A 24,810-nucleotide genomic window follows, 5' to 3' on the forward strand; every position below is an offset into this window, starting at 1 on the left:
TCCGCCCCCCCATGCAAGAAGACATCGCCGCCCTGCTGCGCCAGCCCTTTGGCTCGCTGCCCGAACTCGTCGCGCTGCAGGCCAGCCAGCGCCCCCGCCACACCGCCCTGGCCATGGATGGCCGCAGCCTCGACTACGCCGCGCTGCGCCTGGGCATGGACCGCGTGGCCCTGCGCCTGCAACGCCAGGGCCTGGGCCCCGGCGACGTGGTGGCCATCTGCGCGGGCAGCTCGCCCGAGTACGTGCTGGCCTTCCTGGGTGCGTTGCGCGCGGGCGTGGCCGTGGCGCCGCTGGCCCCGTTGGCCACGGCCGGCCACCTGAGCGCCATGCTGGACAACTGCGGCGCCCGGCTGGTACTGCGCGACGCGGAAACCGCCGCGCAATGGCCGCTGCAGGCCGGACAGGATCTGCAATGCGTGGCCCTGGACGGCGCTGCCGAAGCCGGCATTCTGTGGTCGCAATGGCTGGCTGCGGACGAAGCGGACCATGGCACGGCACCCACGCCCATCCACCCCCAGCCCGACTGGCCCTTCAACGTCATCTACTCCTCGGGCACCACGGGCGTGCCCAAGGGCATCGTCCAGTCCTGGGCCATGCGCTGGGCCCATGTGCAGCGCGCCATCCACAACGGCTACGGGCCCGATGCCGTCTCGCTGTGCGCCACGCCGCTGTACTCCAACACCACCCTGGTCGCGGCCCTGCCCACCCTGGGGCTGGGCGGCACCCTGGTGCTGATGCGCAAGTTCGACGCGGCGCACTACCTGGAACTGGCCGAGCGCCACCATGCCACCCACACCATGCTCGTGCCCGTGCAGTACCAGCGGCTGATGCAGTGCCCGGGGTTCGACAGCGCCGACCTGAGCCGCCTGCGGCACAAGTTCTGCACCAGCGCGCCGTTCCATCCCGCGCTCAAGGCCGAGGTGCTGCGCCGCTGGCCCGGACGGCTCATCGAGTACTACGGCATGACCGAAGGCGGCGTGCGCTGCGAGCTGCACTGCCATGACTTCCCCGACAAGCTGCACACCGTGGGCAGGCCAGGGCCGGGCGCCGACATCCGCTTCATCGATGAGCAGGGCCGCGAACTGCCGCACGGCGAGCAGGGCGAGATCGTGGGCCGCTCGGCCGGGATGATGAGCGGCTACCACCGCCTGCCCGACAAGACGCAGGAGGCCGAATGGTTCGATGCCCAGGGCCTGCGCTTCATCCGCAGCGGCGACGTGGGCCGCCTGGACGAGGACGGCTTCATCGTGCTGGGCGACCGCAAGAAGGACATGATCATCACGGGCGGCTTCAACGTCTACCCGAGCGACATCGAGTCCGTGCTGCTGCAGCACCCGCAGGTGGCCGAATGCGCAGTGATCGGCGTGCCCTCCGATGCTTGGGGCGAGACCCCCGTGGCCTACGCCGTGGCGCGCCCCGATGCCACACCCTCGGCCGCCGAGCTGCGCGAATGGCTCAACGCCCGCGTGGGCAAGACCCAGCGCGTGGCCGAGCTGCGGCTGGCCGCCAGCCTGCCGCGCAGCGAGATCGGCAAAGTGCTCAAGCGCGCGCTGCGCGAGCAGTACCAGGCCGGCGCCCTGTCCTCTTCATGAAACGGAGTCCCCCCATGCCCATGCCCATGCACCCACTCCCGCGCCGCCGCCTGCTGTCCTGCCTGGCCCTGGCGACCTGCGCCCTGCTGGCCCCGGCCACCCATCTCGCCCATGCTGCCGAGGCCTGGCCTGCCAAGCCCATCCAGCTGGTCATTCCCTATCCACCCGGCGGCAGTGCCGACCTGCTGGGCCGCCCGCTGGCCGTGCAGCTGCAGCAGCAGCTGGGCCAGCCCGTGGTGCTGGAGTACAAGCCCGGCGCAGGCGGCACGCTGGCCTCGCAATACGTGGCGCGCGCCAGGCCCGATGGCTACACCGTGCTCATGGTGCTGGCCGCCCATGCCATCAACGACAGCCTCTATCCCAAGCTGCCCTACGACACCCGCCGCGACTTCGCGCCCGTGTCTTTGGTGGCCAACCTGCCCATGGTGGTTGCGGCCAGCGGCAAGCTGCCGGCAAAGAACATCCAGGAACTCATCCAGGCCGCCAAGGCCAACCCCGGCAAGCTCACCTTCGGCTCGGCGGGCAACGGCAACACGGGGCATCTTGCGGCCGAGTACTTCGGCTCCATGGCAGGCGTGCGCATGACCCATGTGCCCTACAAGGGCAGTGCGGGCGTGGTCAACGCCATGCTGGCCGGCGACATCGACCTGACCTTCGACAGCATCTCCACCTCCATGCCCCACATCCGCAGCGGGCGCATGCACGCGCTGGCCGTCACCAGCCCGCAGCGCTCGGCGCTGGCGCCCGAGGTGGCCACCATCCAGGAGCAGGGCATCGCAGGCTTCGACGTGACCGGCTGGTACGCCGTCATCGCGCCGGCCGGCACGCCCGCCGAAGCCACCCAGCGCCTGAGCCGCGAGATCGCCTCCGCCCTGCGCCAGCCCGCGCTGCAGGCCCAGCTGGCCGCCGGCGGCTACGAGCCCGTGGGCTCCACGCCCGAGGCGCTGCAGGCGCATATCGACAAGGAAATCACGCGCTGGGCCACTGTCGTCAAATCGACAGGTGCACGGGTGGATTGAGTCATGCCGATGCGATGATTGCCCGCATGAACACACCCATCAAAGACCACCCGGCCAACCCCTTCGAAGGCGAGGCGCCCGGCATCCTCTTCGGCCTGCCCATGCCCATGGCCCGCGCCATGAAGCTCAGCGGTGAACGCATCGGCGATGACCGCGCCCAGATCCGCATGGGCTTTCAACCGGACCAGGCCAACAGCCGCGGCGACGTGCACGGCGGCGCCATCGCCTCGCTGCTGGACTGCGCCCTGGCCTCGGCCTGCCGCTCGCATGACCCCACAGCCTTCGGCGTGGCCACCATCGATCTCACGCTGCACTACGTCTCGGCCGGCAGCGGCGATCTCATCGCCACCGCCCACTGCGAGCGGCGCGGCCGCTCCATCAGCTTCGCGCGCGGCGAAGTGCGTTCCGAGGACGGCACCCTGGTGGCCCTGGCCACCGGCACCTTCAAGCTGATGGCGCGCAGCCCGGCACAGGCCTGAGCGCAGGGCACGAGCGGCGCCGGATGGCACTTGCGTGCCGCCGCGTCGTCAGAGCCGCTTTTCCTTGGCCTCGATCAGCTTTTGCATCAGTTCGCAGACCTGCCTGGCCTGCTCCTGGGTGATGTCGATGTTCTCGATCACCGAGCGCTTGAACTGGATGCCGTTGACTGCGCCGCTGTTCTCGATGAAGCCCAGCGTCAGGGTGCGGTTCAGGAAGTAGATGACGGCGGCGATGCCCCAGCCGATCAGCATGACCACCAGGCCTGCAAAGAAGCTCTGGGCCATCATCGACCCGCCCATGAACAGCGACAGGGCACCGATGCCCAGCGCCGTCTTCCAGGGCTTGTGATAGCCGTAGTAGGTGGAGCAGATGCCCTGCAGCGGGATCAGGCGCGACTGGGTGCCCGACAGCGAGGCGCTGCTGAACTCCAGGCGCTCGCTGCCCACGCGGATGGTGGTGGTGGGATCGATGTTGACCTTGGACAGGATCCAGGCGACCAGGCCGCCTTCGCGGCCTGTGATGGCAATGTGGTTGCCCTTGTCGTCTATGGGTTGCTCGCTGGCTTTCCAGGCCTTGATGACCAATGCACTCACGGTAATACCCTCTCTTGAATGTTTGAGAAACCACGGGCTGTCCCGTCATGGCATTGCACCACCGGGGCCGCCTGAGGAGGGGCGATTACAGCACAGGGCATGAGTGCAGCCTTGGGCAACCAGGGCCGCTGTGCGCCATCAACCGGGTTGCACCCCCGCCGACTGCAGCAGCCGCCCCCAGACCGGAGCCTCTTGCGCCCAGGCCTTGCCGAAGCGCTGGGGCGTGTCGTCATCCACGGGAACGAAACCGGCCGCGATGATGCGGGCCGTGCCTTCGCGGCTGGCCACGGCGCGGTTGGAGATCTCGCCCCATTGCCGCGTGAGGTCGGCCGGCAGGCCCCTGGGGCCGGCGATGGCCAGCCAGCCGGACAGTTCCATGGCCTCGTGGCGGTAGCCGGCCTCGGCAAAGGTGGGTACCTCGGGCAGCAGGGGCACGCGGCGCGTGCCGGTGACGGCCAGGGCGCGCAGCTTGCCTGCATCGATATGGGGCTTGAGCGTGAGCAGGCTGCCCATGCCGATGGGGATGCGTCCGCCCAGCATGTCCTGCACCATCAGCGCCTCGCCCCGGTAGGCTGCATGCGCCATGCCGGCACCGGCCATGTCGCTGAGCACGGCGCAGGCCAGGTGGCCGTGCGAGCCTATGCCGTAGGAGCCATAAGAGAGCTTGCCCGCGTTGGCCTGGGCCCAGGCCATGAATTCGCGCAGGTTGGTGGCGGGCACGTCGGCCGTGACCACCAGGGCGATGGGCGCCATGCACACGCGCGACAGGGGCGTGAGGTCGGTCAGCGGGTCGTAGGCGGTCTTCTTGTAGAGGTATTTGTTGGTGAGCATGGTGGAGGTGGTGCCCAGCAGCAGGGTGAGCCCGTCGGGCGCGGAGCGGACCACCATTTCGCCGCCGATCAGTCCGGCCGCACCGGGCTTGTTGTCCACCACCACGGTCTGGCCCAGCTGCTGGGCCATGCGCTCGCCCAGGATGCGCGCAATCACGTCGGTGGCGCCGCCCGCCGCAAAGGGCACGACGATGCGCACGGGCCGTGTGGCAAAGCCGGCCTGCGCCAGCACGCTGGCGGGCCCTGCCGCCACGGCGCCGGCCGCCAGGGCCAGCGCCTGGCGCCGATTCAATCGGTTATCCATTCGGTCTTCAAGTCGGTCATTCAATTGGCCGTTGAATCCGCTGTTCGATGCCGTCCCCGAGATCACTGCCATCACACGCTCCTTTGCCTGGGTGCCCCCATGGGTGGAGACACCGGATCAAGAAACCGCCGTCTCGAAATCAATCGAGTTGGCCAAGCGTATTCGAGGCAGATGGATTCACCATCAGGGAAATCATTGGACTGCTTGCACCAGAATCAGAAAACTCTGAGTGCAAAACGGCCTTTCAGTCTCATTCTCATCAAGATCGTGCTGCAGATCTCTGTTGCGCCCAGGCATGGCGCAGCAGCACCTGTTCGGCCTGCTTGAGCACGGGCGCATCGACCATGCGGCCGTCCAGCACGCAGACGCCGCCTCCGGCCTCGGCCAGGGCCTGGCGCAGGCGCTGCGCGTGGGCCACGGCCGCTGCATCGGGGTCGAAGACGGCGTGCAGGGGCTGCACCTGGGCCGGGTGGATGCACAGCTTGCCGCCAAAGCCCATGCGCCGCGCGCGTGCCGCGTCCTGGGCCAGCCGCTCGGGGTTGCGCGTGTCCACCGTCACGCCGTCAACGGCCGCGCCGATGCCGGCGCGGCGCGAGGCCAGGACCAGGGCCATGCGCATGGGCAGCAATTCTTCCTCGCCCTGGTCGCAGGCCATGCCCGCATCGACCTGGAAGTCCAGGTGGCCGAAGGCCAGGCGCACCACCTGGGGCGCGGCAGCCAGGGCGTCGGCCGCGTCCAGGCCGGCCACGCTTTCGATGAGGGGCAGCACGGCTGCCCGTGCGCCCGCAGCCTGGGCCACCGCATGCAGGGTCTGGGCGCGCTCGGCCTTGGAGACCATGGCGCCGGCCACGCCCTGCTCCACCAGCTGCGCCAGCGCGCGCAGGTCATCCGCATGCCAGGGCGTGCCTTCGGCGTTGATGCGCACCAGCAGGCGGGCACGGGCCGGGCCTTCCAGCGCACCCACGGCCTGGGCCAGCGCCTGGCGGGCGCCGTCCTTGTCGGCCGGGGCCACGGCGTCCTCCCAGTCGGCGATGACCATGTCGGCGCCGCTGTCCAGGGCCTTGCCCAGGCGCTCGGGCCGCGTGGCGGGGACGAAGAGAAAGGAAGTGGCCTGTCGCGCCAGATCGTGCATGCGGATGTCCTTGGGAGAGCGGTTTATTCGGCCGAGACGCCTGCGGCCTTGATGACCTTGTCCCAGCGCGCCACCTCGGCCTGCAGGTGGGTGCGCAGGCCTTCCGGCGTGGCCTTGTCGGGCGTGACCAGGTCGGAGCTGAGTTCGGCGATGCGCTTTTTGACGTTCTCGTCCTTGATGGCCACGTTCAGCGCCTTGTTGATGGCCATGACCACCTCCTTGGGCGTGCCCTTGGGCGCGTACATGCCGTGCCAGACCTTGACGTCGAAGCCCTTGAGGCCCTGCTCGTCCAGCGTGGGGATGTCGGGCAGCGAGGACAGGCGCTTGGGCGTGGTCACGCCGAAGACCTTGGCGCGCTGGCCGTCCTTGATAACGGGCACGGTCTGCGTGGTCTGGTCGCACAGCAGGTCCACCTGGCCGCCCATGAGGTCGTTCATGGCCGGGCCTGCGCCCTTGTAGGGCACGGTGGTGAGCTTGACGCCCGCCTGGTGCATGAACAGCATGCCGCACAGCTGGGAGACGGCGCCGATGCCGGCATTGGCCAGCGAGACCTTCTCCTGGTTCTTCTTCACGTAGTCCAGCAGCTCGGCAAAGTTGTTGGCCGGGAAGTCCTTGCGCGACAGCAGGGTCATGGGCACGTCCAGCACCTGGCCGATGTACTCGAAGTCCTTGAGCGGGTCATAGGGCAGCTTCTTGTACAGCGCAGGCGCCGTGGCCATGCCCATGTGGTGGATGAGGATGGTGTAGCCGTCGGCCTTGGCCTTGGCCACGCGGTTGGGCGCAATGGTGCCGCCCGCTCCCACGGTGTTCTCGACCAGCACGCTCTGGCCCAGCACCTGGCCCATGGGCACGGCCAGCAGGCGCGCCACCACATCGGTGGGGCCGCCAGCGCTGTAGGGCACGACGAGGACGACGGGCTTGTCGGGCCAGGCCGCGGCCAGGGCGCCGGTGGTCGTCCCGCCGGCGGCAAGGGCGCAGGCGGCGGCCGCTGCGTAAACGAGGCGGCGGCGGAAAGAAGTGGTGCGTTGCATGGTTTGTCTCCTGTGCACTTGGGTGGAAGCGGGAGGCGCTCTGTGGTGGCGCCTTTCCCATGGATTCGCCGGCCGGGGCCGGCGCGAAAACTCAGTCAAGCAGGCGCTGCACGCGCGGCCAGTGCGCGATCTGCCACAGCCGCGCTACAGCGGCCTGGGCGGGGTCGTCCTGCAGGGCACCGCCATAGGCGATCAGCCGCAGCGCCTTGGCCGTGATCTCCTCGCGCGACAGCGTGTTGCCCGGATCGCCCTTGGGCTCTTCCACGCGGCCGTGCAGCGTGCGGCCATCGGTGGTGAGCACGGTGACCTTGCCGATCCAGCGCTGCGGGTAGGCGGCATCGACCTCGGGGTCCAGCACCATGCCCACCTTCTCGCGCAGGGCCACGGTGGTGGCGGCCAGGTATTCGTTGTCGAACTCATCCAGGCCCGCATGGCCGTGGCGCGCGGCCAGCGCCAGCACCGTGCCCATGGAGAACTTGCTCTGGTGCACCGTACCGGGATCGACCACGGGGCCCAGCACGTCGATGGCGCCCTGGTGCACGTGGCAGGTAACCTGCGCCAGGTCGGCGGGGGCCAGGCCGTGGTCCTGCATGACCTGCAGCAGCGCGTCGGCAGCCGGGTGCGTGTGGCGGCAGGAGGCATGCCATTTGAACGAGGTCTCGGCCGTGGCCCAGCGCGTGCCCAGGCCGTCCGTGAGGCGCGTGGGATCTGCATCCGTGGACATGCCTGCCGCCAGGCCCTGCGGCCCGGTGAAGATGTCCTGCGCACCGGTGAATCCGTCCTTGGCCAGGTAGGCCGACATCAGGCCCGCCGCGGCCGCATGGGCCGTGTGCAGCTGCTTGCTGTCGGCCGCGGTGCGCAGGAATTCCCACAGCCCTGCCGACTGCGTGCCGGCCGAGCCGAAGGCATGCTGCATCTGCGCGGGCGTGAGCCCCAGCAGCCGGCCCACGGCAGCGGCTGCAGCCAGGGTGCCGGCCGTGGCCGTGGTGTGGAAGATGCGGTAGTGGCTGCGGCCCAGGAACTCGCCCACGCGGATGCCAACCTCGTAGCCGGCCACGCAGGCGGCCATGAGTTCGGCGCCGCTGGCGCCGATGCTCTGCGCCACCGCCAGCGCGGGCGGGAAGACCACGGCCGCGGGGTGGAAGACCGAGCCGTTGTGCACATCGTCCTGCTCGGCCACATGCGAGGCTGCGGCATTGGCCAGGGCAGCCATCATGGGCGAAGTGGCGGCGTCCTGGCCCAGCACCTCGCTGGGGCCGCCGGCCAGTCCCTGGGACAGCGCGAAGCGCGTGATGCTCTGCACGGGGCGCGCGCCCTGGCCTGCCAGCACGGAGCCGAACCAGTCCACCCAGAGGTCTTCGGCGCGCTGCTGCACGGCGGCGGGAACGTCGTCCCAGCGCAGCGTGGCGGCGAACTGGGCCAGCGGATGGATGCTCACTTGCGGATCATGTTTCATGAGGGGGTCTCCGGCGCATTCTGCGCATGCGCCCAGGTTTCAGGGAGTGGGTTTTCCAGACTGCGTGCACAAAGCCTGGATGCGCTCTGCGCTCCAGCCCAGCTCGGCCAGGATGGCGGCGCTGTGCTCGCCCACGGCGGGCACGGCCTCCATGCGGTAGTCGAAGGCGCTGTTGGCGCCGGGCGGCAGCAGCGCTTGCACCGGACCGGCCGGCGTGTCCACGCTGCACCAGCGCTGGCGTGCGGCCAGCTGCGGATGGGCCCACAGGCCGGCCATGTCGTTGACGCGCGCATTGGCAATGCCGGCCGCATCCAGACGCTGCACGACCTGGGCAGCATCGAGCGCGTTGAACACGCCCAGGATCAGCGCGCGCAGCTCCTCGCGGTTGGCGTTGCGGCGCGCATTGCTGTCAAAGCGCGCATCCGTGGCCAGCGCGGGCTGCAGCAGCACCTGTTCGCAAAAGAGCTTCCACTCGCGTTCGTTTTGCAGGCCCAGCATCACCGTCCCGCCGTCACCGGCCTCGAACGGCCCGTAGGGATAGATGCTGGCGTGCGAGGCGCCGGTGCGCGGCGGCGGCGGCGCGCCGTCGAAGGCGTAGTACATGGGATAACCCATCCACTCGCCCAGCGCCTCCAGCATGGACACGTCGATGTGGCTGCCCTCGCCCGTGCGCCCGCGCAGCAGCAGGGCCGACAGGATATTGGTGTACGCATACATGCCGGCCGCGATGTCGGCCACCGAGATGCCGGCCTTGGACGGCACCTCGGGCGTGCCCGTGACCGAGAGAAAGCCCGCCTCGCTCTGGATCAGCAGGTCGTAGGCCTTCTTGTCGCGGTAGGGGCCGTCAGCGCCGTAGCCGCTGATGTCGCAGACGATGAGGCGCGGAAAGCGCTCGCGCAGCGCCGCATAGGACAGGCCCATGCGCGCGGCCGCGCCGGGCGCCAGGTTCTGCACCAGCACGTCGGCACCCTCCAGCAGCTGCAGCAGCGCCTGCATGGCCTCGTCCTGCTTGAGGTCCAGCGCCAGGCTCTGCTTGCTGCGGTTGATCCAGGTGAAGTGCGAGGACTGGCCCTGCACGCGCTGGTCATAGCCGCGCGCAAAGTCGCCGCTGCCGGGCCGCTCGACCTTGATCACGCGCGCGCCCAGGTCGGCCAGCTGGCGCGTGCAAAACGGTGCGGCCACCGCATGTTCCAGCGAGACGACGGTGGTGCCGTCCAGGGGCCTCAAGCGTTGCTGAGTCATGCGCAGTGCCTTCAGAACGAGCGGGGGAGACCGAGGATGTGCTCGGCCACGTAGGAATAGATCAGGTTCGTGGAGATCGGCGCCACCTGGTACAGGCGCGTATCGCGGAACTTGCGCTCCACGTCGTATTCGCAGGCAAAGCCGAAGCCGCCGTGGAACTGGATGCAGGCATTGGCCGCCTCCCAGCTGGCCTTGGCCGCCAGGTACTTGGCCATGTTGGCCTGGGCGCCCATGGCCTGGTTGGCGTCGAACATCTCGCAGGCCTTCCAGCGCATGAGGTTGGCGGCCTCGACCTCGATGAAGGCATCGGCAATGGGGAACTGCACGCCCTGGTTCTGGCCGATGGGGCGGCCGAACACGTTGCGGTCGCGCACGTAGTTGGTCACGCGGTCCAGGAACCAGTAGCCGTCGCCAATGCATTCGGCCGCAATCAGCGTGCGCTCGGCATTGAGGCCGTCCAGGATGTACTTGAAGCCCTTGCCTTCCTCGCCGATCAGGTTCTCCTCGGGGATTTCCAGGTTCTCGAAGAACAGCTCGTTGGTCTCGTGGTTGACCATGTTGGGGATGGGGCGCACGGTCAGGCCGCTCTTTTGCGCCTCGGCCAGGTCCACCATGAAGATGGACATGCCCTCGCTCTTTTTCTTCACCTCGGCCAGCGGCGTGGTGCGCGCCAGCAGGATCATCCAGTCGCTGTGCTGCACGCGGCTGATCCAGACCTTCTGGCCGTTGACCACGTAGCGGCCATCCTTCTTGACGGCGCTGGTCTTGATCTTGGTGGTGTCCGTGCCCGTGGTGGGCTCGGTCACGCCCATGGACTGCAGGCGCCATTCGCCCGAGGCGATGCGCGGCAGGTACTTCTCCTTTTGCGCGTGCGAGCCGTGGCGCAGCAGCGTGCCCATGTTGTACATCTGGCCGTGGCAGGCGCCCGAGTTGCCGCCGCAGCGGTTGATCTCTTCCATGATCACGCTGGCCTCGGTCAGGCCCAGGCCCGAGCCGCCGTACTCCTGCGGTATCAGCGCGGCCAGCCAGCCGGCCTTGGTCAGCGCGTCCACGAAGGTCTCGGGATAGGCGCGCTGCTCGTCGATCTTGCGGAAATACTCGTCAGGGAACTCGGCGCACAGCGCACGGATGGCGTCGCGGATTTCGGGGAAATTGTTGGAAAGCGTTTGTTCGATCATGGTGGTCTCAAGGCTGGGAATTCGGGGGAATCCGGGGGTTCAGGCCAGGGTGGCCGTGCCGGTCATGGTCAGCCAGCCCTCGTGGTCCTGTGCCCACAGCTGCACGGTCTTGCCGTCCGCAGAAGGCTTGCCGTGCACGCTGAAGGCATGCAGGTCGAAGGTGGGGCGCACGGCCTTGAACTCGAAGGACAGCACGCGCGCCTGGGGCAGCTCGCGGCGCAGCAGGTCCAGCAGCAGGGTGGCGATCAGCGGGCCGTGCACGATCAGGCCCGGATAGCCCTCCACGCCCGTGACGTAGCGGCGGTCGTAGTGGATGCGGTGGCCGTTGAAGGTCAGGGCCGAGTAGCGGAACAGCAGCACGTCGTCGGGAACGATGGTGCGCGACCAGGTTTGCTGGCCGTCCAGCGGCGGCTTCTGGGGCGTGGGCGCGGGATCGCCGGGCTGGGCAGCGGCGCGGTAGACGATGTCGTGCTCCTCGGTCAGCGCCAGGCCCTGGTCGTTGCTGTAGGCATGCTCGACCAGCACGAACAGCAGCTCGCCCGAGCGGCCGCTCTTGTGGCGGACCGAGCCGATGGTGGAGCGGCGCTGCACCTTCTGGCCCACCTTCAGCGCGTTGCCTGCCTCCCAGCGCAGGCGCCCGCCGGCCCACATGCGGCGCGGCAGCGGCACGGGCGGCAGAAAGCCGCCACGGCGCGGGTGGCCGTCGGGGCCGAGCTCGCTTTGGCGTGCATGGGGCAGGAAGTACATCCAGTGCCACAGCGGCGGCAGCGCCGTGCCGTCGGCGGGCTCAGGGTCTTCCCGGTCCAGCGTGGCCGACAGCGCGGCCACGGGCGCGGCCGTGATGCTGTCTGCCAGGGTTTCGCTGCGGCCCTGCCAGGACTGAAGGTGCGCCAGCGCGGCGGCGTCGAGGGTGTCGGTAGCTTGCTTGTCTGTCATGGCCGCCATGGTCGGTGCAAGCGCGGCGGCCCGCAATCCGCGTTTTCTTAAGCAAGCCTTTGGCCGCGCTGAAGGCTGGGCCGGCGCGGCCTGCCCGCCCCTGCTTTCATTCCCGCGAAGTCCGCCCTTGTGATTGGCGAATGGCGCGGTGCGGCGTTTGCCGGCATCCTTGGTCCCGACTTCTTTCCAACGAACACTGAACGGGGACGACAGGCCATGGCGCAGAAAATGATGCAGGACAAGGTAGTGGTGGTGACGGGTGCCGGCGGCGGCATCGGGCGCGACATGGCGCTGGCCATGGCGGCCGAGGGCGCCAAGGTGGTGGTCAACGACATAGGCACCTCCACCACGGGCGAGGGCACGGACGCCGGCCCGGCGCAGAAGGTGGTCGATGAGATCAAGGCCGCAGGCGGCCAGGCCGTGGCCAACACCGACAGCGTGGCCGAGGCCGCCAGCGCGGGCCGCATCGTGCAGTGCGCCGTGGACAGCTTCGGCCGCATCGACGGCGTGGTCAACAACGCCGGCATCCTGCGCGACCGGTTCTTCCACAAGATGAGCCTGGACGAGTGGGACGCCGTCATCAAGGTCCACCTGTACGGCAGCTACTACATGAGCCGCGCGGCCGCCAACCATTTCAAGGAGCAGGAAAGCGGCGCCTTCGTGCACATGACCTCGACCTCGGGCCTGATCGGCAACCTGGGCCAGGCCAACTACAGCGCCGCCAAGCTGGGGCTGACGGCCCTGTCCAAGTCCATTGCGCTGGACATGCAGAAGTTCAACGTGCGCTCCAACTGCATCGCGCCGTTCGCCTGGAGCCGCATGATCGGCTCCATCCCCACCGACACGCCCGAGCAGCAGGCGCGCGTGGCCAAGATCCAGCAGATGACGCCCAACAAGATCGCCCCGCTGGCCGTCTACCTGCTGTCCGACGCGGCCCGCGACGTGAACGCCCAGGTCTTCGCCGTGCGCAACAACGAGATCTTCGTCATGAGCCAGCCGCGCCCGCTGCGCTCGGTGCACCGCAGCGAGGGCTGGTCGCCCCAGTTCATTGCCGAGCACGGCATGCCGGCGCTCAAGGCATCGTTCGTGCCGCTGGACCGGTCCGCCGACGTGTTCAGCTGGGATCCTGTTTGAACGACACCCCCTGAGGCGCTATGCGCCTTCCCCCTCTCTACTCGCTTCGCGAGGGAGGGGGACGACACCCTCGGTGCGGGGCGGCCCTTCCTCGGTGTCCCTGAGTCGGGCCGCGCCAGTTGCGAGGGTTGAAGCGCGCCAGCGCAATCAAACACTGAGAGGAACCGTGATGGCCATCAGCTATCAGCACCTGAAACAGCGCCCCTTCGAGCCCGTGCGCCAGCACTATGGCGAGCGCGACACCATGCTCTATGCATTGAGCCTGGGCCTGGGCAGCGATCCGCTGTGCGCCGACGCCCTGCCCTTTTTCTACGAAGGGGCGCCGGGCGGGCTGCGCGCCCTGCCCTCGCAGGCCGTGGTGCTGGGCTACCCGGGCTTCTGGGCGCGCGAGGCCGATACGGGCATCGACTGGGTGAAGCTGCTGCATGGCGAGCAGCGCATGCGGCTGCACCGCCCGCTGCCGGCCAGCGCCGACGTGGTGGGCCACAACCGCATCACGCACCTGACGGACAAGGGTGAGGGCAAGGGCGCCATCATGGTCACCGAGCGGCGCCTGGAGACCACCGGCGGCGAGCTGCTGGCCACCGTGCAGCAGGTCAGCTTTCTGCGCGGCGATGGCGGCTACAGCCTGCTGGACGGCGGCCAGCCCAGCGACGCGCCCCTGGCGCCGCTGCGCCCCACGCCGGAGGACCGCGCGCCCGACTTCACCGACACCCAGGCCATACGCCCCGAGGCCGCGCTGCTGTACCGCCTGATGGGCGACTACAACCCGCTGCATGCCGACCCGGCCGTGGCGCGCAAGGCCGGCTTCGAGCGGCCCATCCTGCATGGCCTGGCCAGCTACGGCCTGGTGGCCCATGCCGTGCTGCGCCAATGCGGCGACCGCAATCCCGCGCGCCTGAAGGCACTGGATGTGCGCTTCACCGCGCCCGTCTATCCCGGGGAGACCCTGGTCACCGAGATCTGGCGCACGCCCGACCAGCCCTGCCAGCTGCAACTGCGCGCCCGCGTGCTGGAACGCGACAAGATCGTGCTCAGCCACGGCTACGCCGAACTCGCCTGATGCACGGCGGCCTCGCAAGAGGCCGCTCCTTCCCCTGCCCTGGAGTTCCCATGAACACCTCCCCCGTATTGACCTCCGTCCAGGACGGCATAGGCACGATCACGCTGAACCGGCCCGAGGCCCGCAACGCGCTCAACCAGGCCATGCGCCCGGCCCTGGCCGCCGCCGTGGCGCAGATGCGCGATGACGCGCAGGTGCACACCGTCATCCTCACGGGCGCGGGCGGCGCCTTCTGCTCGGGCGGCGACATCAGCCAGATGATGGATGCCAGCCAGGCCGGCCTGCCCTGGCGCCAGCGCATGCGCAGCCTGCACCAGTGGTTTCCCGAGCTGGTCAACCTCGAAAAACCCGTGATCGCCGCCGTGGACGGCCCGGCCTTCGGCGCGGGCCTGAGCCTGGCGCTGGCCGCCGACTTCGTGCTGTGCACGCGGCGCGCGAAGTTCTGCGCCGTGTTCGGCCGCATCGGCCTGGTGCCCGACCTGGGCGCCATGCACATGCTGCCGCGCATCGTGGGCCTGCAAAAGGCCAAGGAGCTGGTCTTCACCGCGCGCACCGTGCAGGCCGAGGAAGCCAGGTCGCTGGGCATGGTCTACGAGATCGTGGAAGACGGCGAGGCCCTGCAGGCCGCCGCCGTGGCACTGGCGCGGCGCTTCGGCGAGGCATCCACAGCCGCCATCGGCATGGCCAAGACGGCCATGAACCAGGCCTTCGAGCTGGACGCACGCGCCATGGCCGAGCTGGAAGCCTATGCCCAGACGATGTGCCGTGGCTCCGACTACCACCAGGAGGCGGTGCAGCGCTTCAAGGACAAGCAGCCCACGCGCTTCGACTGGGACCGCGCGCCATGAGCGTGCTGTCGCCGGACGCCCTGCAAGAAAGGCTGCAGGCCCTGATCCGCCCCGGCGACACCCTGTGGTGGGGCCAGGCCACGGCCGAGCCTCTGACGCTCACGCGCGCCGTGGTCGCGCAGCGCCATGCACTGGCCCGGCACGGTGGCCAGGGCCGGCTGCGCGTCTTCGTGGGCATGGGCGCATCGGACACCCTGCAACCGGCGCATGCCGACGCCATCGACTTCTTCGGCTACGCGGCCGGCGGCCCCCACCGCGCGCTGGCGCAGGCCGGAGTGCTGGACATCCTGCCCAGCCACTACTCCCACCTGCCCGGCCTGATCGACGAGGGCCTGCTGCCTGCCGACGTGGTGCTGCTCCAGGTCTCGCCACCCGATGCACAAGGCCGCTACAGCCTGGGCCTGGTCCATGAATACCTGCCGGCCGCCATACGCAAGGCGCGCGTGCTGATCGGCGAGGTCAACCCCGCCATTCCGTGGACGCACGGCAGCCTGCACCTGCAGGCCGGCGACTTCGCCCTGCTGGTCGATGCCGAACACCCTCCGCTGGGCCAGGCGCGCAGCGCGCCCGGCCCTGCCGAGCAGGCCATTGCCGGCCATGTGGCCGCCCTCATCGAAGACGGCGCCACGCTGCAGGTGGGCGTGGGCAACCTGCCCGAGGCCGTGCTCGCCGCCCTGCACGGCCACCGCGACCTGGGCCTGCACAGCGGCGCCGTGGGCGACGGCATTGCAGCCCTGGCCGAAGCCGGCGTGCTGACCCACGCGCGCAAGAGCCAGGACCGCGGCGTGGGCATCGGCGGCATCCTCATGGGCGGCGAATCGCTCAGGCGCTGGGCCCACCGCAACCCCGCCCTGCAACTGCGCGAGACGCGCTACACGCACGACCCCGAGGTGCTGGCCGCCAGCCACCGGCTGGCTGCCATCAATTCGGCGGTGGAGGTGGACCTCACGGGCCAGATCAACTCCGAGGTGGCAGGCGGCGTCTACGTGGGCGCCGTGGGCGGCGCCGTGGACTTTCTGCGCGGCGCGGCACGCAGCCGCGGCGGCCTGCCCATCATCGCCCTGCCCGCCACGGCCAGGGGGGCCACGCGCATCGTTGCGCGGCTGTCCGGCCCCGTCAGCACGCCGCGCAGCGACGCCGGCCTCATCGTCACCGAACACGGCGTGGCCGACCTGCGCGGCCAGACGCTGTCGCGCCGCGTGAAACGGCTGATCGACATCGCGGCGCCGGAGCACCGCGCCGACCTGGAACAACAGGCACATACCCTGCTGCGCCAATGCGGCGCAGCCTTTTCCTGATCCACTGATCCACTGATCGACTGATTCCCAAGGAGACAACACCATGCGCAGAGCCGCCATCGTCACCCCCCTTCGCACGCCCGTGGGCACCTTCGGCGGCAGCCTGCGGCCGGTATCGGTCGAGGAACTGGCCGCCACCACGGTGCGCGCCGTGGTCGAGAAAAGCGGCATCGACCCCGCACGCATCGACGACGTGGTCTTCGCCCAGTCCTACGCCAGCAGCGAGACGCCCTGCGTGGGCCGCTGGGCCGCGCTGCAGGCCGGCCTGCCGGTGACGGTGCCGGGCATGCAGCTGGACCGGCGCTGCGGCGGCGGCCTGCAGGCCGTGGCCACGGCGGCCATGATGGTGCAAAGCGGCGCCGCCGACGTGGTGATCGCAGGCGGCGTGGAGAGCATGAGCAACATCGAGTACTACAGCACCGACATGCGCTGGGGCGCGCGCTCGGGCAATGTGCGCTTCTACGACCGGCTGGACCGCGGCCGCGAGCGCTCCCAGCCCGTGGAGCGCTTCGGCAAGATCTCGGGAATGATCGAGACCGCCGAGAACCTGGCGCGCGACTACGGCATCAGCCGCGAGGCAGCCGACGCCTATGCCGTGCGCAGCCACCAGCGCGCCGCCGCCGCCTGGGAGGCGGGCCGCTTCGCCGACGAGATCGTCCCCGTCAAGGTGCCCCAGCGCAAGGGCGACCCCGTGCTGTTCACGCGCGACGAAGGCTTTCGCGCCGACGCCACCACCGACAGCATGGGCAAGCTGCGCGTGCTCATGCCCAATGGAACGGTCACGGCCGGCAACGCCAGCCAGCAAAACGACGCCAGCGCCGCCTGCCTGATCGTGGCCGAGGACAGGCTGGCCGAGCTGGGCCTCACCCCCATGGCCACCCTGGTGGGCTGGGCCGCCGCAGGCTGCGAGCCCTCGCACATGGGCATAGGCCCCGTGCCCGCCGTCAAGAAACTGCTGGCGCGCCTGAACCTCACGCTGGACCAGATGGACCTGGTCGAACTCAACGAAGCCTTTGCCTGCCAGGTGCTGTCCGTGCTCAAGGGCTGGGAGTGGAACGACCAGGGCGCCATAGACCACAAGCTCAACGTCAACGGCTCCGGCATCTCCCTGGGCCACCCCATAGGCGCCACCGGCGTGCGCATCCTGGCCACCCTGCTGCACGAGCTGGAGCGCCGCAAGGGCCGCTATGGGCTGGAGACCATGTGCATCGGCGGCGGCCAGGGGATTGCGGCGGTGTTCGAGCGGGTGTGAGGAACCCGTCATGTCGACACGTCCAGTGAATCTGAGCCAGCAACAACATCGAATCGTTGAAGCTCAGACCCAAGCGACCAAGCTGGAAACGCTACGGCAAGCGGCTATGCGGGGGTGGGCGGATGTCGCCTCGGGTCACTACATTGACGTGCCGGATGAAGACTTTGACCTCTTTATCGCGGATCTGGGAAGGCAGGCAGCCAGCCGAATCAAGGCTGGTGCCTGACGGCGGCCTCCTCAATCCGCCCGCGCCCCCGACGCCTTCACGATCTCTTCCCACTTGCGGGCCTCGGCCTGGATGTAGCGCGCGAACTCGGCGGGCGTGGAGCCCACGGGCTCGGCGCCCAGGCGGCGGTATTGCGCGGCGATCTGGGGTTCGGCAAGCACGCGGCGGGACTCGGTCCACAGTTTCTGCACCACGTCCTGGGGCGTGTTCTTCGGCGCCCACAGTCCGTACCAGGTGCTGGTGCGAAAGCCGGGCATGCCGGCCTCTTCCATGGTGGGCACATCGGGCAGGGAGGGCGAGCGACTGGCCGAGGTGACGGCCAGCGCACGCAGCCGGCCCGAGGCGATGAAGGGCATGGCCGAGGGCATGGAGTCGAACATGAGCTGGATCTGCCCGCCCATCAGGTCGGTCAGGGCCGGCGAGCTGCCCTTGTAGGGCACATGCTGCATCTGCGCGCCGGTCTTCAGGCGGAACAGCTCGCCCGACAGGTGCTGTGACGAGGCATTGCCGGCCGAGCCGAAGTTCACCTGCCCGGGATGGGCCTTGGCCCAGGCGATCAGCTCCTGCACATTGCGCACCGGAAGCTGGCTGCCCACGACCAGCACCAGCGGCACATCGACCAGCTGCGTGACCGGCTCGAAATCGCGGAAGGCGTCGTAGGGCGCGCTGGCATAGACGTAGGGGTTGATGACGTGGATGGAGGCGTTGACCAGCAGCGTGTAGCCGTCGGCCGGCGCCTTGGCCACCAGGGCCGCGCCGACCATGCCGCTGGCGCCGGCCTTGTTGTCCACGACCAGCGGCTGGCCCAGCGCCTCGCCCAGCCGCGTGGTGACCACGCGCCCGACCACGTCGGTAGGCCCGCCGGGTGGATAGGGCACGACGACGCGGATGGGCGCCTTGGGATAGCCCTGGGCCCCGGCGGATGGCTGCGCGCCCGCCGTTCTCCATGCGGCCAGCGCCGCAGCGGCGCCCAGCAGGGTGCGGCGGGAAAGCGCGGGGCCTGTGCGTTGCGTTGTCATACCTTGTCTCCTTGAATGGCGAGTGCGAGCTTGCCGGTCACATTGCGGCCGTGCAGCGCATCCAGCGCAGCCGGCAGTTCATGCATGGCGAAGACCTGGCTGACCTGGGGATCGATGCATCCCCGGGCCGCCCAGTCGAGCAGCGTGGCAATGACGGGCTGCAGCTGCGCCGCGAAGGCCTGGCGCTCATCGGCCGGCGTCCAGCCGATGTAGCGGCCGTAGAAGAAGCCGTGCAGCGTGAGGTTCTTGACCAGGGCCAGGTTCATGGGCACGGCGGGAATGGCGCCGCTGGCGAAGCCCACGCTCAGCAGCTGCGCGTTCTGCGCGGCCGCGCGCAGTGCCTGCAGCAAGAGATCGCCCCCCACGGGGTCGAAGACCAGGGAGGCGCCCCGGCCCTGCGTGGCCTGCTTGACCTGGGCGGCCAGGTCCTGCGGGGTGACTGCCTGGTGCGCGCCACGGCGCAGCGCATCGGCGCGCTTGGCCTCGGTGCTGGCGCAGGCGATGACCTGCACGCCGGGCGTCTGCCGGGCCACTTCCACCGCCGCAGCGCCCACGCCCGAACCGGCGCCCAGCACCAGCACCACATCGCCTTCCTGCAGGCGCGCGCGCCAGTGCAGGGCCGTGTAGGCCGTGCCGTAGGACAGGGCAATGGGCAGGGCCTGCAGCCAGGGCATGCCCGCAGGCAGGCGGTAGACGGTGGACGCATCCACCACCGTTTCCTGCGCAAAGGCACCCCAGTCGGCAATGAAGGCCACGGCATCGCCGGGCTGCAGGTGCTGCACCGCGCTGCCGCATTCCAGCACGCGCCCCACGCCTTCGGTGCCGGGCACGAAGGGCAGCGGCGGGCGCCGCTGGTAGCGGCCCTCGATCAGCAGGCCCGTGGCGTGGCTGACGTTGGCGTAGGCCACGGCAATCCGCGCCTGGTGCGCGCCCAGGGGCTGGCCGGGCCGATCCATGGACTGCAGGCTGACCACCTCGTGCGGCGCGCCGAATTGATGGCAGACCAGGGCCTGCATTGAGGTGTCCGGGCAGGTGTCCGGGTATGTGTCCGGAGAGGTGGGTGTGAACGTGGATATGGAAGCGCTCATGCCATGACCTCCTGCGCGCACTCGTGCACCACGCCGCTGGCCATCCATTGCTCCATCTCCTGCGGCGTGCAGCCGGCCTCGGCCAGGATCTGGCGCGTGTGCTCGCCCGTGCGCGGCGCGGCGCCAAGGGATGCACCGCAGGCTGCTGCGTCTGCCGGCCAGGGTGAAGCCGCATACAGCAGCGGCCCGAACCCGGGCTGCGCCAGCGTGGCGAACGATGCGCGGTGCACGGCCTGGGGATGCGCCACCACGTCGGCCAGCGTGCGCACGCCCGCATGCAGGGCGCCCTGCGCTGCCAGGCGCTGCTCCCAGTGGGCGCGCGGCTGCTGCGCCAGCAAGGCCTGCAGCCCGGCATGCAGGACATGGCGGTGGGCCATGCGGCCCGCATTGGAGGCAAAGCGCGCGTCCTGCAGCCAGTGCGGCAGGTCCAGCGCGCGGCACAGCCGCTCGAACTGGTCGTTGTTCAGGGCCAGCACGGTGATGAAGCCATCGGCCGTGGCGAACACGCCGTTGGGGGCGCTCACGCCTTCGGCGGGCAGGCCGCCGCGCAGCGCGTCTTCGGCCAGCACCGTGGATTGCAGGGCGCAGCAGACCTCGAACAAGTTCAGCTCCACATGGCGCCCGCGCCCGCTGCGCGCCTTGCCCAGCAGGGCCGCCGTGCAGGCCTGTGCGGCGTAGACACCGGCCGCGATGTCGGCCAGCAGCAGGCCCACGCGCTGGGGCTGGCCCTGCGCGTCGCGGTTGCTGGTCATCAGTCCCGTGTCGGCCTGCATGACGGAGTCGGTGGCGGGCCGGTCGGCATACGGCCCCGTGGGTCCGTAGCCGCTGATGGAGACGTACACCGGGTCCAGGCCGGCCGCGCGCAGGCTGTCGTAGTCCACGCCCATGCGCTGCACGACCTGGGGGCGGAAGTTCTGCACCACGATGTCGGCCTCGCGCGCCAGCCGCAGCAGCAGCGCGCGCCCCTGGGCCTGGCGCGCATCGACGGCAATGCTGCGCTTGCCCGCGTTGTAGGTGGCCGACAGGCTGCTGTGCCCATCGCGCGAGATGCCCACGTGGCGCGCCCAGTCGCCTTCGGGCGGATCGACCTTGATCACCTCGGCGCCCTGGCGCGACAGCAGGTGGGTGCAGTAGGGGCCGGCCACGCCCTGGCTCAGATCGAGCACACGGTAGTGCGCCAGGGGCGCCGGCGGCGCGGTTTGCAAAGCTTCTTGGTTCACGGTCTGCGGCCTTTCGCCATGGTTTCCTCCATGCTAGGGAGGCAGGGCTGGCGCCACAATCCTCGCCAGCAGGCCAGGCCTGGTGACTCCCGATCAACAATGGCCGGCCCCGGCCCTGCAAAGAATGCCGAGATGGACCTGAACCTGTGCCGCGTCTTCATCGACATCGCCGAGGCCAAAGCCCTCACGCGGGCGGCCGAGCGCGGCGGCATGACGCGCTCCAACGTCTCGCGCCGGCTGCGTGCGCTGGAGACCGAGATGGGCGCGCAGCTGCTGCGCCGCACCACGCGCAATGTGGAGCTCACCCAGGCTGGCCAGCTGCTGTACCGGCGCTGCCTGGCCATGATGGAGGAGCTGCAGCGCGCCCGCGATGCCATCCACCAGTTGCGCTCCACCGTGAGCGGCGAGGTGGGCGTGCGCGTGCCCACCGGCTTCGGGCATTTCTATCTCAAGCCGCTGATCCTGGGCTTTTGCCGCGAGCATCCCGACATCCGCCTGCGCCTGCTGATCAACGACCAGATGGCCGACCTCGTGGCCTCCAAGGTCGATCTGGCGGTGCAGATCACCTCCGCGCCGCTGGATGATCTGGTGGCCACACGGCTGTGCGATGTGCGCTGGAACTTCGTGGCCACGCCCGCCTGCCTGCAGGCGCTGGAGCAGTCGCTGGGCCGGCCCCTGCGCGCGCCTGCCGACCTGCTGCAGGCCCGCCTCATCCTGCCGCTGGCCATGGGCGGCAGGCTGGCCTGGCTGGCCGGTAGCGGCGACGATGGCGTCGCCGCTGCCCTCGATGTGCTGCCCTCGCTGCAATCGGGCGACTACCGCCTGCTGTACGACGCCGTGCTGGACGGCCTGGGCCTGGCCCTGCTCCCGGACTACGTGACCTCGGCCGCGCTGGCCGGCGGCACCCTGGTGGCCGTGCTGGACCAGGTGGTGTTCTCCGGCCTGGGCAATGCCATGTACCTGGTGCGCATGCCCGACCGCCAGCCCACCATGGCGGCCCGCGCCTTCCAGCAGTTCCTGCGCGAGGCCATCGTCACCGCCGCGCCCAGCTGGCAGGCGGGCACCGAGGAGGCGGGCGCGGACCTGTCTTCCTAGGACGTCCTAACAGCCGGCAAACCCCGGCTTAGGCAAAAGCAGATTCCCAAGACGCGCCCGCCTGCGCACCATTGCCTGCATGTCCGGCGCAGACCGGGCGCGCCGCCGTGCAGACCACGGCAGCGCTTCATTCATCTTTTGCAGGAGACATGCACATGCCCGCCCAACACCGCCGCAAGGCCCTGGCCACCCTGGCCCATGCCCCGCTTCTGGCGTCCCTGGTGACCGCCCTGGCCACCCTCCCCGCCGCCGCGCAGGACGCGCAGCCCGTGCGCCTCATCGTGGGCTACTCGGCCGGTGGCCCCGTGGACCAGGGCGCCCGCCTGCTCAGCGTGGCGCTGACCAAGGAGCTGGGTGCCTCGGTGGTGGTGGAGAACAAGCCCGGCGCCAACGCCACCATGGCAGGCAGCGAGGTCGTGCGCGCCAGGCCCGACGGCCTCACGCTGTGGTTCGCGGCCAGCCCTACCATCACCATCAGCCCCAACGTGATGAGCAAGATGTCCTTCGACCCGGCCCGTGACCTCACGCCCGTGGCGCCCGTGCTCAGCTACTACAACGTGCTGGTGGTCAACAACAACGAGCCCTACAGGACCACGGCCGAGCTCGTGGCCTATGCCAAGGCCCATCCGCAAAAGCTCAACTACGGCTCGGCCGGCGTGGGCGGCTCCAACCACCTGGGCGCGCTGCTGTTCGCGCGGCGCAGCGGCATCGAGATGAACCACATCCCCTACAAGGGAAACGCACCGGCCATGACCGACGTGATCGGCGGCCAGCTGAGCATGATGCTGGACATCATCAGCACCGCCAGCAGCTACATCCAGGGCGGCAAGGTGCGGGCCATCGCCGTCACCTCGCCGCAGCGCAATGCGTCCCTGCCCGATGTGCCCACCTTTGCCGAGTCCGGCATCGAAGGCCTCAAGGGCTTCGACGTGGGCGGCTGGTATGGCGTCTATGGGCCCAAGGGCATGTCGCCCGAACTCGTGGCCCGCCTGAACAAGTCCATCAACGCCGCCCTGGCCCAGCCGGAGCTGCGCAAGCGCCTCAAGGAACTGGGCTACGAAGAGTGGACCGGCGCACCCCAGAAACTGGCCGAGCGCGGTGCCAAGGAGCGCGCCATGTGGGCCACCGTCACGCAAGGCATTGTGGTGGACTGAGGGATACGCGGAGCATGAGTCAACGAATACACCATCTGCTGGACCGCTGGCTGGCCGAAGCGCCGCAGCGTCCCTTCATCCACCTGCCCGACGGCAGCAGTCTGAGCTTTGCCGACCTGGGCGCGCTGGCGGACACGGCCGAGGCCGAGCTGCGCGCGCTGCAGGTGCGGCCCGGCGACCGCGTGCTGGTCGTGGCCGAGAACTGCCCCGAGCATGCGGCGCTGATCCTGGCCTGCAGCCGCGTGGGCGCCTGGTCCTGCGGCGTGAACGCACGCATGGCGCCCGGCGAGATCGATGCCTTTGCGGCCAAGGCCGATGCGCGCGTGGTGTATTTCACCTCGGCCGCATCGGACAGCGCCAGCGGCCACGCGCGGCGCTTTGGCGCAGGCGACTCGGCCCTGGCCGGCATGCAGCACAGCCCCGTGCGCGCTGAGGCGGTGGCCGAATCCGGCGCGCTGCAGGACGAGGTGGCGGCGCTGATCTTCACCTCGGGCACCACGGGCACGCCCAAGGGCGTGATGGTGGGACATGACGCGCTGACGCTGTTCGCGCGCGTCTCGGCCACATCGCGCGGGCTGGGTCCGCAGGACCGCAGCTACGCCTTCGTGCCCATGACCCATATCTTCGGGCTGGGCACGGTGCTGCTGGCCTCGCTGCATGCGGGCGCGCAGATGGTGATGCGCCCGCAGTTCGACCCGGCCGACCTGCTGGATGCGCTGGCGCGCCACGGCATCTCGCAACTGCAGGGGCCGCCTGCGCTGTACGCGCGCCTGCTGGCCCATCTGCAGGAGCAGGGCATTGCACACCCTCAGGCGCCGGCGCTGCGCTATGTCTACACAGGCGCAGGCCCGCTGGACCTGACGCTCAAGAAACGCGTGGAGGCCGCCTTCGGCCAGGCGCTGCACCATGGCTACGGCCTGTCGGAATACGCAGGGTCGGTCCACCTCACGCGACAGGGCGAGCAGCGGCCCGACACCAGCGCCGGCTACGTGGTGGAAGGCGCCGAGGTGCGCGCCGTGGACCCGGCCACGGGCCGGCCCCTGCCGGTGGGCGAGCGCGGCGAGCTGTGGATACGCGGGCGCGGCCTGATGCACGGCTACTTCCGCGATGACCAGGCCACGGCCGCCGTGATGCGCGAGGGCGGCTGGTACGCCAGCGGCGACCTGGGCGAGCTGCATGCCGACGGCGCGCTCTTCGTGGTGGGGCGGCTCAAGGAAATGATCATCCGCTCGGGCTTCAACGTGTATCCGGCCGAGGTGGAACTGGCGCTCAACGAGCTGCCCGGCGTGCAGCGCAGCGCCGTGGTCGGCCGCCCCGAAACCGATGGCAACGAGGAGGTCATCGCCTTCGTCGAACTGCAGCCCGGCGCCACGCTGGACAACGCTGCCGCGCGTGCCCACCTGCGAGAACGGCTGGCGCCCTACAAGCTGCCCGCCCGCATCGTGCCCCTGGCCGAGCTGCCCACCAGCCCCAACGGCAAGGTGCTCAAGCGCCTGCTGCAGGAACAGGCGCTGCGCGCTTGAGCCAACACGCCCGCTGAATCGTTGCGCCGGTGCCACTGCCGGTGCAACCTTTCACCCTCCCTGCCCTGAATCCCGACGCGCGCCAAGGCCATCGCCG

At 69.8% G+C, this 24,810-nt stretch carries 23 protein-coding genes; 12 read left to right on the forward strand and 11 right to left on the reverse strand.

What is annotated here, in order from left to right; genetic code table 11:
- Window positions 1-11 precede the first annotated feature (11 nt).
- From PO605_RS15705 to PO605_RS15715, 3 genes are read left to right on the forward strand one after another with little or no spacing between them, the layout of a single operon-like run.
- Window positions 12-1,592: a class I adenylate-forming enzyme family protein gene (locus PO605_RS15705; protein ID WP_047473651.1), complete on the forward strand. Its 1,581-nt coding sequence runs from the start codon at window positions 12-14 to the stop codon at window positions 1,590-1,592.
- 20 nt (window positions 1,593-1,612) lie between these two features.
- Window positions 1,613-2,611, forward strand: a complete 999-nt coding sequence (locus tag PO605_RS15710) for a tripartite tricarboxylate transporter substrate binding protein (protein ID WP_272206659.1) — start codon at window positions 1,613-1,615, stop codon at window positions 2,609-2,611.
- 26 nt (window positions 2,612-2,637) lie between these two features.
- Window positions 2,638-3,090 (forward strand): PaaI family thioesterase, encoded by a 453-nt coding sequence (locus PO605_RS15715; protein WP_017406880.1) that lies wholly within the window; start codon window positions 2,638-2,640, stop codon window positions 3,088-3,090.
- Between the two features lie 48 nt (window positions 3,091-3,138).
- On the opposite strand, the gene PO605_RS15720 is transcribed toward PO605_RS15715, so the two are convergent.
- The 8 genes from PO605_RS15720 to PO605_RS15755 all read right to left on the reverse strand — a co-directional run bounded on the left by PO605_RS15720 (window position 3,139) and on the right by PO605_RS15755 (window position 11,802).
- Window positions 3,139-3,684 (reverse strand): hypothetical protein, encoded by a 546-nt coding sequence (locus tag PO605_RS15720; protein WP_012202143.1) that lies wholly within the window; start codon window positions 3,682-3,684, stop codon window positions 3,139-3,141.
- 138 nt (window positions 3,685-3,822) lie between these two features.
- A complete protein-coding gene (locus PO605_RS15725) occupies window positions 3,823-4,890 on the reverse strand; it encodes a Bug family tripartite tricarboxylate transporter substrate binding protein (protein ID WP_334313810.1) in 1,068 nt (355 codons plus the stop codon).
- Between the two features lie 187 nt (window positions 4,891-5,077).
- On the reverse strand, window positions 5,078-5,950 hold the full coding sequence (locus PO605_RS15730; protein ID WP_047470715.1) for an HpcH/HpaI aldolase/citrate lyase family protein: 873 nt from the start codon (window positions 5,948-5,950) through the stop codon (window positions 5,078-5,080).
- Between the two features lie 23 nt (window positions 5,951-5,973).
- A complete protein-coding gene (locus PO605_RS15735; RefSeq protein WP_017406883.1) occupies window positions 5,974-6,981 on the reverse strand; it encodes a tripartite tricarboxylate transporter substrate binding protein BugD in 1,008 nt (335 codons plus the stop codon).
- Window positions 6,982-7,072: 91 nt separating this feature from the next.
- Window positions 7,073-8,437, reverse strand: a complete 1,365-nt coding sequence (locus PO605_RS15740; RefSeq protein WP_047470718.1) for an MmgE/PrpD family protein — start codon at window positions 8,435-8,437, stop codon at window positions 7,073-7,075.
- Window positions 8,438-8,476: 39 nt separating this feature from the next.
- Window positions 8,477-9,679 (reverse strand): CaiB/BaiF CoA transferase family protein, encoded by a 1,203-nt coding sequence (locus tag PO605_RS15745; RefSeq protein ID WP_047470720.1) that lies wholly within the window; start codon window positions 9,677-9,679, stop codon window positions 8,477-8,479.
- A gap of 11 nt (window positions 9,680-9,690) precedes the next feature.
- Window positions 9,691-10,857, reverse strand: coding sequence for an acyl-CoA dehydrogenase family protein (locus PO605_RS15750; RefSeq protein ID WP_272206617.1), 1,167 nt, complete (start codon window positions 10,855-10,857; stop codon window positions 9,691-9,693).
- A gap of 39 nt (window positions 10,858-10,896) precedes the next feature.
- On the reverse strand, window positions 10,897-11,802 hold the full coding sequence (locus PO605_RS15755; protein WP_272206618.1) for an FAS1-like dehydratase domain-containing protein: 906 nt from the start codon (window positions 11,800-11,802) through the stop codon (window positions 10,897-10,899).
- Window positions 11,803-12,009: 207 nt separating this feature from the next.
- On the opposite strand from PO605_RS15755, the gene PO605_RS15760 reads away from it, so the two are divergent.
- From PO605_RS15760 to PO605_RS15785, 6 genes are all read left to right on the forward strand, one after another.
- Window positions 12,010-12,927, forward strand: a complete 918-nt coding sequence (locus tag PO605_RS15760; RefSeq protein ID WP_016452187.1) for an SDR family NAD(P)-dependent oxidoreductase — start codon at window positions 12,010-12,012, stop codon at window positions 12,925-12,927.
- Between the two features lie 169 nt (window positions 12,928-13,096).
- Window positions 13,097-13,990, forward strand: a complete 894-nt coding sequence (locus tag PO605_RS15765) for a MaoC family dehydratase (RefSeq protein ID WP_016452188.1) — start codon at window positions 13,097-13,099, stop codon at window positions 13,988-13,990.
- Window positions 13,991-14,040: 50 nt separating this feature from the next.
- On the forward strand, window positions 14,041-14,838 hold the full coding sequence (locus PO605_RS15770) for an enoyl-CoA hydratase/isomerase family protein (RefSeq protein ID WP_012202133.1): 798 nt from the start codon (window positions 14,041-14,043) through the stop codon (window positions 14,836-14,838).
- Window positions 14,835-16,136, forward strand: a complete 1,302-nt coding sequence (locus PO605_RS15775) for an acetyl-CoA hydrolase/transferase family protein (RefSeq protein WP_272206619.1) — start codon at window positions 14,835-14,837, stop codon at window positions 16,134-16,136. The genes PO605_RS15770 and PO605_RS15775 overlap by 4 nt, the downstream gene beginning before the upstream one ends.
- Before the next feature lie 43 nt (window positions 16,137-16,179).
- Window positions 16,180-17,388 (forward strand): acetyl-CoA C-acetyltransferase, encoded by a 1,209-nt coding sequence (locus tag PO605_RS15780; RefSeq protein WP_013800084.1) that lies wholly within the window; start codon window positions 16,180-16,182, stop codon window positions 17,386-17,388.
- 10 nt (window positions 17,389-17,398) lie between these two features.
- Window positions 17,399-17,614, forward strand: coding sequence for a hypothetical protein (locus PO605_RS15785; RefSeq protein WP_047474923.1), 216 nt, complete (start codon window positions 17,399-17,401; stop codon window positions 17,612-17,614).
- Between the two features lie 11 nt (window positions 17,615-17,625).
- Here PO605_RS15785 and PO605_RS15790 read toward each other — a convergent pair whose 3' ends face one another.
- From PO605_RS15790 to PO605_RS15800, 3 genes are all read right to left on the reverse strand, one after another.
- On the reverse strand, window positions 17,626-18,633 hold the full coding sequence (locus PO605_RS15790; protein WP_034397674.1) for a Bug family tripartite tricarboxylate transporter substrate binding protein: 1,008 nt from the start codon (window positions 18,631-18,633) through the stop codon (window positions 17,626-17,628).
- Window positions 18,630-19,649, reverse strand: a complete 1,020-nt coding sequence (locus tag PO605_RS15795; protein WP_047474924.1) for an NADPH:quinone oxidoreductase family protein — start codon at window positions 19,647-19,649, stop codon at window positions 18,630-18,632. The genes PO605_RS15790 and PO605_RS15795 overlap by 4 nt, the downstream gene beginning before the upstream one ends.
- Before the next feature lie 68 nt (window positions 19,650-19,717).
- Window positions 19,718-20,941 (reverse strand): CaiB/BaiF CoA transferase family protein, encoded by a 1,224-nt coding sequence (locus PO605_RS15800; RefSeq protein WP_197065203.1) that lies wholly within the window; start codon window positions 20,939-20,941, stop codon window positions 19,718-19,720.
- Between the two features lie 99 nt (window positions 20,942-21,040).
- Here PO605_RS15800 and PO605_RS15805 point away from each other — a divergent pair, with 99 nt between their 5' ends.
- From PO605_RS15805 to PO605_RS15815, 3 genes are all read left to right on the forward strand, one after another.
- Complete coding sequence (locus tag PO605_RS15805) at window positions 21,041-22,036, forward strand: LysR family transcriptional regulator (protein ID WP_442874723.1); 996 nt, start codon at window positions 21,041-21,043, stop codon at window positions 22,034-22,036.
- A 155-nt stretch (window positions 22,037-22,191) separates the two neighbouring features.
- Window positions 22,192-23,190 carry a Bug family tripartite tricarboxylate transporter substrate binding protein gene (locus PO605_RS15810; protein WP_016450253.1) on the forward strand — a complete coding sequence of 333 codons (999 nt, stop codon included), beginning with the start codon at window positions 22,192-22,194 and terminating at the stop codon, window positions 23,188-23,190.
- Window positions 23,191-23,204: 14 nt separating this feature from the next.
- Window positions 23,205-24,713, forward strand: coding sequence for a class I adenylate-forming enzyme family protein (locus tag PO605_RS15815; RefSeq protein WP_047473182.1), 1,509 nt, complete (start codon window positions 23,205-23,207; stop codon window positions 24,711-24,713).
- Window positions 24,714-24,810: the final 97 nt, after the last annotated feature.

The sequence above is a fragment of the Delftia sp. DT-2 genome (assembly GCF_028401915.1).
Taxonomy (GTDB): domain Bacteria; phylum Pseudomonadota; class Gammaproteobacteria; order Burkholderiales; family Burkholderiaceae_C; genus Comamonas; species Comamonas tsuruhatensis.